10 protein-coding genes are annotated in these 12555 nt (G+C 77.4%); 9 read left to right on the top strand and 1 reads right to left on the bottom strand.

The window, feature by feature from the left end:
- Window position 1: 1 nt before the first annotated feature.
- The 4 genes from ACRYMY_RS09555 (at window position 2) to ACRYMY_RS09540 (ending at window position 1959) form a co-directional block, all read left to right on the top strand.
- Window positions 2-688 carry a type II secretion system F family protein gene (locus tag ACRYMY_RS09555; protein WP_432547031.1) on the top strand — a complete coding sequence of 229 codons (687 nt, stop codon included), beginning with the start codon at window positions 2-4 and terminating at the stop codon, window positions 686-688.
- A gap of 146 nt (window positions 689-834) precedes the next feature.
- Window positions 835-1095 (top strand): DUF4244 domain-containing protein, encoded by a 261-nt coding sequence (locus ACRYMY_RS09550; RefSeq protein WP_432547030.1) that lies wholly within the window; start codon window positions 835-837, stop codon window positions 1093-1095.
- Window positions 1092-1511, top strand: coding sequence for a TadE family type IV pilus minor pilin (locus ACRYMY_RS09545; RefSeq protein ID WP_432547029.1), 420 nt, complete (start codon window positions 1092-1094; stop codon window positions 1509-1511). Before ACRYMY_RS09550 ends, ACRYMY_RS09545 begins: the two co-directional genes overlap by 4 nt.
- A gap of 7 nt (window positions 1512-1518) precedes the next feature.
- Window positions 1519-1959 carry an Rv3654c family TadE-like protein gene (locus ACRYMY_RS09540; RefSeq protein WP_432547028.1) on the top strand — a complete coding sequence of 147 codons (441 nt, stop codon included), beginning with the start codon at window positions 1519-1521 and terminating at the stop codon, window positions 1957-1959.
- On the opposite strand, the gene ACRYMY_RS09535 is transcribed toward ACRYMY_RS09540, so the two are convergent.
- A complete protein-coding gene (locus ACRYMY_RS09535; RefSeq protein ID WP_432547027.1) occupies window positions 1941-4448 on the bottom strand; it encodes a DEAD/DEAH box helicase in 2508 nt (835 codons plus the stop codon). The genes ACRYMY_RS09540 and ACRYMY_RS09535 overlap by 19 nt on opposite strands.
- Before the next feature lie 141 nt (window positions 4449-4589).
- Between ACRYMY_RS09535 and ACRYMY_RS09530 the strand changes: the two genes are divergently transcribed.
- The 5 genes from ACRYMY_RS09530 to topA all read left to right on the top strand — a co-directional run bounded on the left by ACRYMY_RS09530 (window position 4590) and on the right by topA (window position 12551).
- Window positions 4590-4958, top strand: coding sequence for an STAS domain-containing protein (locus tag ACRYMY_RS09530; RefSeq protein ID WP_432547026.1), 369 nt, complete (start codon window positions 4590-4592; stop codon window positions 4956-4958).
- Between the two features lie 4 nt (window positions 4959-4962).
- Window positions 4963-5421, top strand: coding sequence for an ATP-binding protein (locus ACRYMY_RS09525; RefSeq protein WP_432547025.1), 459 nt, complete (start codon window positions 4963-4965; stop codon window positions 5419-5421).
- Between the two features lie 112 nt (window positions 5422-5533).
- Window positions 5534-7972: a sodium-translocating pyrophosphatase gene (locus ACRYMY_RS09520; RefSeq protein WP_432547024.1), complete on the top strand. Its 2439-nt coding sequence runs from the start codon at window positions 5534-5536 to the stop codon at window positions 7970-7972.
- Window positions 7973-8015: 43 nt separating this feature from the next.
- The gene (locus ACRYMY_RS09515) at window positions 8016-9542 is read left to right on the top strand and encodes a DUF7059 domain-containing protein (RefSeq protein ID WP_432547023.1); all 1527 of its coding nucleotides are present in this window, start codon (window positions 8016-8018) and stop codon (window positions 9540-9542) included.
- Between the two features lie 159 nt (window positions 9543-9701).
- Window positions 9702-12551 (top strand): type I DNA topoisomerase, encoded by a 2850-nt coding sequence (topA, locus tag ACRYMY_RS09510; protein ID WP_432547022.1) that lies wholly within the window; start codon window positions 9702-9704, stop codon window positions 12549-12551.
- Window positions 12552-12555 lie beyond the last annotated feature (4 nt).

The raw sequence follows: 12555 nt of genomic DNA, 5'->3' as shown, positions 1-12555 counted from the left end.
GGTGGCCGCCCTCGTGGGCGCTCCGGCGGGGGGCCCGGCGGGGAGCCTGGCGGCGCTGGCCGTCGCCGCGCTGCTCCTGGCGGCCGTCCTCGCGGGCCGAGCGGGAGCGCCCGGCCCGCGCGTCGGGGAGCGCCGGGGCCGGGGCCGGGGCCTCCAGGACGGACCGCACCGCCGTCCCGGGCGCACCGGGGCCGCCGACACCGGCCCGCCTGACCCGGCGGAGGGCGCGGACGGCGCGCGCGCCGACGTCTCCCTCCTGCTGGAGCTCGTCGCCACGGCCCTGGACGCGGGCCTGCCGCCCGCGACGGCCGTCCAGGAGGCCGTCGCGGTGCTGCGCGAGGCGACCGGCGAAGCCCTGGAGCCCACCCTCGACGCCGTGTGCGCGCGGGCTGCCGGGGGCGCGGACCCGGTCGCCGCGTGGACGCTGCTGCCCGCCCACCTCACCGAGCTGGCCGACCCCCTCGTGCTCGCCGCCCGGACCGGTGCACCGCCGGCGCGCCTGCTGCGCTCGGCGGCCGTGCGGCTGCGGCGCGAGCGACGCCGCGCGGCCGAGGAGCGCGCCGCCCGGCTCGGCGCCCTGCTGGTGCTGCCCCTGGGCCTGTGCACGCTGCCGGCGTTCCTCGCCCTCGGCGTCGTCCCCGTCGTCCTGTCGATCGCCGGGCCGCTGCTGCGCGGGGTGCTGCCGTGAGCCGGTCGCGCCGCCCCGGGGACCACAGGCGGCTCCGGGCCCCGTCGTCCACAGCGCGCTCCCGCGGCCCGCCCGCCCCGGCCCCGCCGCGGACACCGTGAGCCGTCCCGCCGGCAGCGCCCGGCCGCCCCACCCCAGGAGGAGACATGACCCGCACCGCCCCCACCACCACGACCCCCGCGGCGACCCCCGCGGCGACCCCCGCGGCGACCCCCGCGGCGACCCCCGCGACGACCCCTCCGACCGACGCCGGCGCACCCCGCGACGCGGGCATGGCCACGGCCGAGTACGCGATGGCCACGCTCGCGGCCGTCGGCTTCGCCGGTCTGCTCGTCGCGCTGCTGCGCAGCGACGAGGTGCGCGAGCTCCTCCTCGGCGTCGTGCGCCAGGCCCTGACCCTGGCGTGAGCGCGCCGCGTCCCGCCCCGGGCGGCCGCCCCACCGGCCGCCGAGGCCGCCGTCCGCGGCGGGGCGCCGCCGACCGCGGGTCGGCCACCGTCGAGCTGGCCGCGGCGCTGCCGGCGGTGCTCGTGCTGCTGGTGGTGCTCCTCACCGCCGCCCGGCTCGTCGTGGTGCAGCTCGACTGCGTCGACGCGGCCCGCGCCGGCGCGCGCGCCGCGGCCCGCGGTGAGCCCGGTGACGTCGTCCGCGCCAGCGCGGCCGCCCTGGCTCCGCCCGGGGCGCGGGTAACCGTGCGGCGCACCGCTGGCCTCGTCGTGGTGGACGTGGCCAGCCCGCAGTCCCTCGCGGGTCCGCTCGGCGGCCGGGTCCTCGCTCGCGCCTCGGCCACCGCGGCGCTGGAGCAGCCGGTGGGGACGGGGTGAGGCGCCCGTGCTGAGGGTCCCGGCACCTCCGCGCAGCGCCGGCGGTCCCGACCGCGGCAGCGGGACGGTCCTCGTCCTGGCCCTGGGGTGCGTCGCGCTGACGGCGTTGCTCCTGGTGCTCGCCCTGGGCGGCGCCGTCCTGGCCCGGCACCGCGCCGCGTCGGCCGCCGACCTCGCGGCGCTCGCGGCCGCCGACGTCCTCCTAGGCCGCGCGGGCGGGGTGCCCTGCGAGCGGGCGGGGCGGGTGGTCGCCGCCCACGGCGCCGCCGCACCGGGCGCCGCGGTCCCCGCGTTCGTGGAGTGCGCCCCCGCGGCCGACGGGTCGGTGCTCGTGCGCGTCGCGGTGCCGGTGACCGGCCCGCTGGGCGCTCTCGGGCCCGCCCGCGCCGCGGCGCGCGCCGGTGCCGCCGCTCCGCCCGCCGGCAGCGCTCAGGGGACCGGCGGGTGAGCCGCGCCGTCCACGCCGCCCGCGCCGTCCGTGACCTCCGGCGGCAGCGCCGCCAGCAGCACGTCGAGGACGGCCACGGCACCGGCCTTGTCGAGCGGCTCGTTGCCGTTGCCGCACTTGGGCGACTGCACGCAGGCGGGGCAGCCGTCCTCGCAGCGGCACGAGCGCACGGCGTCGCGGGTGGCGGCCAGCCACCCGCGCAGCCGGTCCGCGCCGCGGTCGGCGAAGCCGGCGCCGCCCGGGACGCTGTCGTGCACGAAGACGGTGGGCCGGCCGGTGTGCGGGTGCGCCGCGGTGGACAGCCCGCCGAGATCACCGCGGTCGCACGTGGCCAGCAGCGGCAGCAGCCCGATCGAGGCGTGCTCGGCCGCGTGCAGGGCGCCGGGCAGCCGGGCCGCCGCCCCGCCGTGGCCCTCCGCGCCCAGCGCGGTCAGCGCGACCTCCTCGTCGAGGGTCCACCACACCGACCGGGTGCGCAGCCGCCGCACCGGCAGGTCCAGCGGCTCCTCGCCGAGCACCTGCCCCGTCCCGGCGCGCCGGCGCAGGAAGCCGGTGACCTGCGACGTCACCTCCACCACGCCCCGCGACACCGTCACCGGCCCGTGCTCGGCGCGGGAGTCCTCCTGCAGCACCCGCACGTCGTGCGAGGTGCGGGCGTGCGTCGTCCAGCCGGGCTCCTCGCGGTGCACCAGCGCCAGCGACTCCTCCAGGTCCAGCTCGTCGACGACCCAGGTCTCCCCGCGGTGCACGTGCACGGCCCCGCGGTGCACCTGCGCGTCCGCCGACCCGGCCTCCACCGTGCCCAGCACCCGCCCCGTGCCGGCCTCCAGCACCCGCACGGTGCCCCCGGCGCCGCGCAGGTCGGTCAGGTCGCTGGCCCGGTCCCGGCGCGTCCAGTACCAGCCGGTGCTGCGCCGGCGCAGCAGGCGCCGCTGCACGAGCAGCTCCACCACGTCGGCCGCCGCCGGCCCGAACGCGGGCAGGTCCTCCTCGGTCAGCGGCAGCTCCTGCGCCGCCGCGCACAGGTGCGGCGCCAGGACGTACGGGTTGTCGGGGTCCAGGACGGTGGCCTCCACCCCCGCCCCCAGCAGCGCCTCCGGGTGGTGCACCAGGAAGGTGTCCAGCGGGTCGTCGCGCGCCACGAACACCCCCAGCGCGGGCGTGCCGCGCCGGCCGGCCCGGCCCAGCTGCTGCCAGAAGGACGCCCGGGTGCCCGGCCACCCGGCCACCAGCACGGCGTCCAGCCCGGCCACGTCCACGCCCAGCTCCAGCGCGCGCGTCGCCGCCATGCCCCGCACCCGGCCCGTGCGCAGGTCCTGCTCCAGCGCCCGCCGCTCCTCCGGCAGGTACCCGCCGCGGTAGGCGACGACCTGCTCCGGCAGGTCCGGGCCCACCTCCGCCAGGCGCCGGCGCGCGCCCGCCGCGACGGACTCGGCCGCCGTGCGGCTGCGCACGAAGGCCAGCGTCCGCACCCCGTCCTCGACGAGGTCGGCGAGCAGGTCGGCCGTCTCCGCCGTCGCGCTGCGCCGCTGCGCCGCCGGCACCCGCCCCGCCGCCGGGCCCGGCGGGTCCACGGACGGGCTCCCGCGCGGGTCGTCCACGGGTGGCTGCACCATCGGCGGCTCCCACAGCGCCACGGTCAGCTCCGGCCGCTGCGAGGTGTCCTCCGTGACCGCCACGACGTCCACGCCCGTCAGCCGGCGGGCCGTGGTGGCGGGGTCGGCGACCGTGGCGGAGGCCAGGACGAACACCGGGTCGGCGCCGTAGCGGCGCGCCAGGCGCCGCAGCCGGCGCAGGACGGCCGCGGCGTGCGAGCCGAACACCCCGCGGTAGCCGTGCAGCTCGTCGACCACCACGTAGCGCAGCCGGCGCAGGAAGGACGCCCAGTGCTCGTGCCCGGGCAGGACCGAGCGGTGCAGCATGTCGACGTTCGTCAGCACCAGGCCGGCGTGCTCGCGCACCCAGCGGCGCACCTCCGGCGGGGTGTCCCCGTCGTAGGTGGCCGCCACCACCCCGGGCACGTCCAGCGCCCGCAGCCGCGACTCCTGGTCGGCGGCCAGCGCCTTCGTCGGCGACAGGTACAGCGCCGTGCACACCCGCCCGCCCCACCGGGCCGGACCCCCGCCCCGACCCCCGCCCGGAGCCTCGTCGCGGTCCCCGCCGCGCAGCGCGGTCAGCACGGGCAGCTGGAAGGCCAGCGACTTGCCCGAGGCGGTCCCCGCGGCCAGCACGGTGGAGCGGCCCGCGCGCACGTGCCCGGCCGCCTCGACCTGGTGCCGCCAGGGCAGCCCGCCGGTGCTGCGCGCCAGCGCCGCCACGACCTCCGGGTCCGCCCACCCCGGCCACGGCGCGCGCTCGCCCGCGCGCGCCGGCAGCACCTCCACGTGCCGCAACCGGCCCGTGTCCGCCCCCCGCCGCAGCAGCGCCCGGGCGGGCCCGGCCGGGGCGCCGGGGCCTCCCGGTTCCCCGGTGCCCGTGCGCGCGCTCACCCCTGGAGTCTGCCCCCGCCGCGGCCCGCGCCGGACCGCGGCTGCGCTCCACGACGCGCCCCTCACGCAGCGCGATGGTTGAATGCCAGGGGCGCGCCGATCGGCGCGCCGGAGAACGGCCAGCAGCGAGGAGGGGTCTGCGTGGACCTGTCGGTGACCAGCCGCGAGGAGAGCGGCCGGACCGTCGTCGAGGTGTCCGGTGAGATCGACGTCTACACGGCACCGACCCTGCGCGAGCGGCTCAACGAACTCGTGGGCGCCGGGCACCACCACCTCGTGGTGGACATGGAGGGCGTGGAGTTCCTCGACTCCACCGGGCTCGGTGTGCTCGTCGGCGGTCTCAAGCGCGTCCGCTCGCACGACGGCTCCCTGCACCTGGTGTGCCAGCGCGAGAAGATCCTCAAGGTCTTCCGCATCACGGGCCTGACGAAGGTCTTCCCCATCCACGACACCGTCGCCGACGCGATCGCGGCCTCGGCGTCCGTGGACGGGGCCGGCGCGGCCTCCTGAGGACGTGCCGACCGTCGCCCTGCGGTTCTCGCCGCTGGCCGAGCACGTGCGCACGGCGCGACTGGTGGCCGTCTCGGTCGCCCGTCGCGCCGGCTTCGGCGAGGGTCAGCTGGACGAGATCCGCATCGCCATCGGTGAGGCGTGCGCCCGCGCCGTCGGGCGCAGCCCCGCCGACGGCATCGTCGACATGCGCCTGTGCGACGACGACCGCCGCCTCGAGGTGACCGTCCTGGAGCGGCGCCACGACGGCGCGCCCCTGCCGCCGGAGACCGAGCCGGAGGACCCGCTGGCCCTGGCCCTGCTGGAGGGCATGGCCGACCTGGTCGCCGTCCCGGGGACCACGGAGGACCCGCGGGAGGCCGGTGGTGAGGGGGGTGTCCTGCTGTCGTGGCAGCTGCCCCCGGAGGAGCCCGCCGACGTGCCGGGCGCACCCCTGGCCCGCGCCTCGCGGTACGCGCGGTGACGAGGCCGCGCGCCGCGTAGCAGTCGGCGGCGGGCGGCCCTACTCTGGTCCGACCTCGGTGATCATGGCGTCCTGACGGCGCCGGGCACCGCCCCGCGTCGAGGAGGACCGGATGCCTCTCGCCACCCTGACCGCTCTCCCCGCTGTCGCACCGGCTCCCGCCGGCGGTACGGACCTCACCGGCACCGGCCAGGTGGTCGTGGCCGGTGTGGCGGTGGTCGCGCTCGCCTCCCTCCTCGCCGCGGTGGTCTTCCGCCGGCAGGTCCTCGCCCACGGCGAGGGCACCGAGGGGATGCGCACCATCGCCGCGGCCGTGCAGGAGGGCGCCTCGGCGTACCTGCGCCGCCAGTTCCGCACCCTGGTGTGGTTCGCGGCGGCCGTCATGGTGCTGCTGCTGGCGCTGCCCGCGGAGGGCTGGGACCTGCGCGCGGCCCGCAGCGCCGCGTTCCTCGTGGGCGCCGTGTTCTCCGCCGCGATCGGCTACCTCGGCATGTCCTTGGCGGTGCGCGCCAACGTGCGCGTGGCCGCGGCCGCGCGGGACGGGGCGGGCGGCCGGGAGACGGGCATGCGCATCGCCTTCCGCACCGGCGGCGTGGTGGGCATGACGACCGTGGGCCTGGGCCTGCTGGGTGCCGCGGTCACCGTGTTGGTGTTCCGCTCCGACGCGCCCACCGTGCTGGAGGGCTTCGGCTTCGGCGCCGCGCTGCTGGCGATGTTCATGCGGGTGGGCGGCGGCATCTTCACCAAGGCCGCCGACGTCGGCGCCGACCTCGTCGGCAAGATCGAGCAGGGCATCCCCGAGGACGACCCGCGCAACCCGGCGACCATCGCCGACAACGTCGGCGACAACGTCGGCGACTGCGCCGGCATGGCCGCCGACCTGTTCGAGAGCTACGCCGTCACCATCGTCGCCGGCGTCATCCTCGGCCAGATCGCCTTCGGCGAGGCCGGTCTGGTGCTGCCGCTGCTGGTGCCGGCGATCGGCGCGGTCACCGCGGCGCTGGGGGTGGTGCTGGTGCGCGCCCGGCCCGGGGTCTCGGGCCTGACGTCCATCCAGAACGGCTTCTACGTCTCCGCGGTCATCGCGCTCGTCGGCACGGCCGTGGCCTGCTTCCTCTACCTGCCCGGCACGTTCGCGGAGCTGCCCGGCGCCGCCGACGACGTCGCGGTCCTCGACGGCGACCCGCGGATGGTGGCGCTGGCGGCGGTCTTCCTCGGCGTGCTGCTGGCCGTGCTCATCCTGTGGATCACCGGCCACTTCACGGGCACCGAGGCGACCCCGACCCGCGACGTGGCGGACTCCTCGCGCACGGGCGCGGCCACGGTCGTGCTCTCCGGCATCGGCCTGGGCCTGGAGTCGGCGGTCTACACGACGCTCGTGCTGGCCGGTGCCGTGTTCGCGGTGTTCCTGCTGGCCGGCGGCGTCCTCACGCTGGCGATGTTCCTCATCGCGCTGGCCGGCTGCGGCCTGCTGACCACCGTCGGCGTCATCGTCGCGATGGACACCTTCGGCCCGGTCAGCGACAACGCGCAGGGCATCGCGGAGATGAGCGGCGACGTCGACGGCGACGGCGCCGCCGTCCTCACCGAGCTGGACGCCGTCGGCAACACCACGAAGGCCGTCACCAAGGGCATCGCGATCGCCACGGCCGTGCTGGCGGCCACCGCGCTGTTCGGCTCCTACCAGGAGGCGGTGCTCTCCCGCATCCAGGAGGTGCAGGCCACGCTGCAGGAGGCGCCGTCGGCGTACCTGAGCCGCACCATCGGCGACGTCAGCATCACGACGCCGACGACGCTGGTGGGCGTGCTGCTGGGCGCGGCGGTGGTCTTCCTGTTCTCGGGCCTGGCGATCAACGCGGTGGGCCGCTCGGCCGGCGCGGTGGTCGTCGAGGTCCGCCGGCAGTTCGCCGAGCGCCCGGGGATCATGACCGGCGAGGAGCGCCCCGACCACGGCCGGGTCGTGGACCTGTGCACGCGCGACGCGCTGCGCGAGCTGGCGACCCCGGGTCTGCTGGCGGCGTTCGCACCCATCGCGGTGGGCTTCGGCCTGGGGGTCGGCCCGCTGGCCGGGTTCCTGGGCGGGGCGATCGCCGCGGGCGTCCTCATGGCCGTGTTCCTGGCCAACTCCGGCGGTGCGTGGGACAACGCGAAGAAGCTCGTCGAGGACGGCCTGCACGGCGGCAAGGGGTCGGAGGCGCACGCGGCGACGGTCATCGGCGACACGGTCGGCGACCCGTTCAAGGACACCGCGGGCCCGGCGATCAACCCGCTGCTGAAGGTGATGAACCTCGTCGCGCTGCTCGTGGCGCCCGCCGTGGTGACGCTGAGCATCGGCCCCGACGCGAACAACTGGCTGCGGTACGGCATCGCCGCCGCGGCCACGGCCGTCATCGTCGCCGCGGTGGCGCTCAGCCGCAGCCGCCGCGTGGACATGTCGGCGCCCACGACCGGTCCGGGGCGGGCGGTCGCCGGCGAGGAGGACGCGCTGACCGACGGCTCGGTGGACCTGACGGGCCGCGAGCGCCGCGCGCGCCGCAGCGAGCGCGACTGACCCGACCGCGGGCGAGCGGCGGGCGCCTTGGCAGGATCGCGGCGTGGACCCCAGGGAACTGCTGGCCCGGCTGCGCGAGGACCTCGCCGAGGCCGGCTACACCGTCGACGGCGTGCAGGAGCTGGTGGGCGACGTCGCCTCCCGCGCGCTGGACCGCGAGCAGGCGCTGCCGGCGCTGCGGGCCGCCGAGCGGGCGGGCGGGCCGGCGTCGGTGCTGCTGCGCTGCTGCACGCTGGGCCGGGAGGTGACGCGGGCCGAGGTGGACGCGGCGCTGCCGCGCACCGGCACCGACGGCGCCGCCGCGCTGGGTCTGCTCGCCGCCGCGGGCGCGGCCCCGGGCGACGCGGTGCGCCCGCTGGTGGACCTGCGCCCGTACCGCGTCGACGACGGCGCCGGGGACGGCAGCCCGGCGGACTGGTGGCTGGTCTCGGACCTGGGGGAGCTGGCCACCGGGCGGGCGCTGGCCCCCGACCACGTCCTGGGGGTCGGCGGGGCGTCCCTGACGCTGGCGCGGGCGACGGTCCGCACGCCGGTGGGCTCGGTGCTGGACGTGGGCACCGGCTGCGGCGTGCAGGCCCTGCACGCGGCCCGGCACGCGCGCCGCGTCGTGGCCACCGACACCTCCGAGCGCGCACTGGACCTGGCGGCCGTCAACGCCGCCCTCAACGGCGTGGCGCTGGACCTGCGGCAGGGCTCCCTGCTGGAGCCGGTCGCCGACGGCGAGCTGTTCGACCTGGTGGTCTCGAACCCGCCGTTCGTCATCACCCCGCGCCGGGAGGGGGTGCCGCAGTACGAGTACCGCGACGGCGGGATGTCCGGCGACAGCCTGGTGCGCCGCCTGTTCGCCGAGGTGGGCGGCGTCCTGGCGCCCGGCGGGGTAGCGCAGCTGCTGGGCAACTGGGAGTACCACGGCGAGGACGACTGGGCCCAGCGCCTGGAGGGCTGGCTGGAGGGCACGGGCCTGGACGCGTGGGTCGTGCAGCGCGAGGTCGCCGACCCGGCGCTGTACGCCGAGACGTGGATCCGCGACGGGGGGCAGAAGCCGGGGGCGGCGTTCGACGAGCTGTACGCGGCGTGGCTGGACGACTTCGAGGCGCGCGGCGTCACGGGCGTCGGCTTCGGGGTGGTGACGCTGCGCCGGCCGGTGGCCGGTCCGCCGACGCTGCGCCGCTTCGAGGAGGTCCTGTCGGGGGTGGACGACCCGCTGGGCGGGGTGTTCGCCGCGGGGCTGGTCGCGCACGACCGGCTGGCGGTGCTGGACGACGAGGCGCTGGCGGGCACGGCGCTGCGGGTGGCGCCGGACGTCAGCGACGAGCGCTACCACGCGCCGGGGGAGCCGGACCCGCGCGTGGTGCTGCTGCGCCAGGGCGGCGGTCTGCGCCGCGTCGTGCAGGCCGACGGGGACCTCGCGGGCCTGGTCGGGGCGTGCGACGGGGAGCTGACGGTGGGGCAGGTCGCGGCCGGTCTGGCGGTGCTGCTGGAGGAGGACGCGCCGGCGCTGCGGGCCCGCCTGCTGCCGCGGGTGCGCGACCTGGTGCGCGACGGCCTGCTGCTCCTGCCCCCCTCCTGAGGGGCTCCCGGTCGGGGTCCGGGGCACGCCGGGGCGTCGCGGGGCGTTCGCCCGGTACCGCGACGGCGTGCGAGGCTGGCGGGCGGACGACGTGGACGAGACGGCCGGCGGTGCGCCGGGCGGGGGGTGCGCCGGAGGGCGCGGGGAGGACGGCAGTCGGTGGCGGGGAAGTCCCAGACCAGCGCGGGCACGAGCGACGGCCTGCGCCGGCTCGTGATCGTGGAGTCGGCGAGCAAGATCGCCAAGATCGCCGACTACCTGGGCCCGGGGTACCGCGTCGAGGCCAGCGCCGGCCACATCCGCGACCTGCCGCAGCCCTCGCAGCTGCCCGAGGACGTCAAGAAGGGCCCCTACGGCAAGTTCGCCGTGGACGTGGAGAACGGCTTCGACCCCTACTACGTCGTCGACGCGGACAAGCGCAAGACGGTCGCCGAGCTCAAGCGCGCGCTCAAGGAGGTCGACGAGCTCGTCCTGGCCACCGACCGCGACCGCGAGGGCGAGGCCATCGCCTGGCACCTGGTGCAGGCGCTGCAGCCGCGCGTGCCGTACCGCCGGATGGTGTTCGGCGAGATCACCCGCGAGGCGATCCGCCAGGCCGCGCAGGAGATGCGCGACATCGACGACCGGCTCGTCGACGCGCAGGAGACCCGCCGCATCCTGGACCGCCTGTACGGCTACGAGCTGTCGCCGGTGCTGTGGCGCAAGGTGCGCGCCGGCCTGTCCGCCGGGCGCGTGCAGTCGGTGGCGACCCGCCTGTGCGTGGAGCGCGAGCGCGAGCGGATGGCGTTCCGGGCGGCGACGTACGCGGACGTGACGGGCCGCTTCGCCCCGCGGGGGGAGGCGGGCGAGTTCTCGGCGCGCCTGGTGCAGCTGGACGGCGCGCGCGTGGCCACGGGCCGCGACTTCGAGGACTCCGGGGAGCTCAAGCGTTCCTCGGCGTCCGCGGGTGTCGCGCACCTGGACGCGGCGGCGGCGGAGGCGCTGGCGCGCTCGCTGGACGACGCGGCGTTCGCGGTGCGCTCGGTGGAGGAGAAGCCGTACTCGCGGCGCCCGGCGGCGCCGTTCATCACCTCCTCCCTGCAGCAGGAGGCCTCGCGCAAGCTGCGGCTGAACGCGCGCGCCACGATGCGCGCGGCGCAGCGGCTGTACGAGGGCGGCTACATCACCTACATGCGCACCGACTCGATCCAGCTGTCGGCGCAGGCGCTGGCGGCGGCGCGGGCGCAGGCCCGGGAGCTGTACGGGCCCGAGTACGTGCCGGACGGCCCGCGCGCGTACTCCTCGAAGTCGAAGAACGCGCAGGAGGCGCACGAGGCGATCCGCCCCGCCGGCGAGGTGTTCCGCACCCCGGCGCAGGTGTCGGGGGAGCTGCGCGGGGACGAGTTCCGCCTGTACGACCTCATCTGGAAGCGCACGGTCGCCTCGCAGATGCACGACGCGCGGGGCACGACGGCGACGGTGCGCCTGGGCGCGACGTCGGCCGACGGGCGCGACGCGGAGTTCTCCGCGAGCGGCACGATCATCTCGTTCCGCGGTTTCCTCGCCGCCTACGAGGAGGGCCGCGACGAGGTCCGCGACGCCGGGGCGGACGCGGCCGACACCGAGCGCCGGCTGCCGCCCCTGGAGCGGGGGAGCGCCCTGAGCGCGGCGGACCTGGCCGCCGACGTGCACGAGACGTCCCCGCCGCCGCGCTACACCGAGGCGACGCTGGTGAAGACGCTGGAGGAGAAGGGGATCGGGCGTCCGTCGACCTTCGCCTCGATCATCTCCACGATCGTCGACCGCGGGTACGTGCGCTACAAGGGGTCCGCGCTGGTGCCGACCTGGCTGGCGTTCGCGGTGACGCGGCTGCTGGAGGAGCACTTCCCGCGGCTGGTGGACTACGACTTCACGGCCGCGATGGAGAACGACCTCGACGCGATCAGCCGCGGCGAGGCCGAGCGGGTGGACTGGCTCACGCGCTTCTACTTCGGCGCGGGCGGCCCGGCGGGGCCCGCGGGTGCGGCGCCGGCGCCCGGCGGCGGCCCGTCCGGCGGTGCCGCGGAGGGCATCAAGGGCCTGGCCGACGACCTCGGTTCGATCGACGCCCGGGAGATCTCCACGGTGCCGATCGGCGAGGGCATCGTGCTGCGGGTGGGCCGCTACGGCCCGTACCTGGAGGGCCCGGACGCCGACACCGGGGAGCTGCTGAAGGCCTCGGTGCCCGAGGACGTCGCCCCGGACGAGATGACGGTGGAGAAGGCGCGCGAGCTGCTGGTCTCCCAGTCCGACGACGACCGCGTGCTGGGGCAGGACCCGGCGACGGGCCGCACGGTGGTGGCGCGCGTGGGCCGCTACGGCCCGTACGTCACCGAGCTGCTCGAGGACGACGCCCCGGCCACGGCCGTCGAGGAGCGCGCCGCGGCGAAGAAGACCGCGAAGAAGGCGGCGAAGGTCAAGCCGCGGACGTCGTCGCTGTTCAAGGACATGTCCGTGGAGACCGTCACGCTGGAGCAGGCGCTGGCGCTGCTGTCGCTGCCGCGCGTGGTCGGCACCGACCCGGAGTCCGGTGAGGAGATCACCGCGCAGAACGGCCGGTACGGGCCGTACCTCAAGCGCGGCACGGACTCGCGGTCGCTGGCGAGCGAGGACCAGATCTTCGACATCACGCTGGCGGAGGCGCTGGCGGTGTACGCGCAGCCGAAGACCCGGCGCGGGCAGGTGGCGCGGCCGCCGCTGAAGGAGCTGGGCCCGGACCCGGAGACGGGGCAGCCGATCGTCGTCAAGGACGGCCGGTTCGGCCCGTACGCGACGGACGGGACGACGAACGCGACGCTGCGCAAGGACGACGACCCGGAGACGCTGACGCTGGAGCGGGCCGCGGAGCTGCTGGCGGACAAGCGCGCCAAGGGCCCGGCGCCGAAGAAGGCGGCGGCGAAGAAGACGGCCGCGAAGAAGACGGCTCCGGCGAAGAAGGCCGCCGCGAAGAAGACGGCGGCGAAGAAGGCGGCGGCTCCGGCGGAGGGCTGAGCGC

It is taken from the genome of Kineococcus haloalkalitolerans (assembly GCF_050871905.1).
Lineage (GTDB): Bacteria > Actinomycetota > Actinomycetes > Actinomycetales > Kineococcaceae > Kineococcus.
The sequence above is the reverse complement of the archived record's forward strand: the minus strand, read 5'-3'. Positions and strand labels throughout refer to the sequence as shown.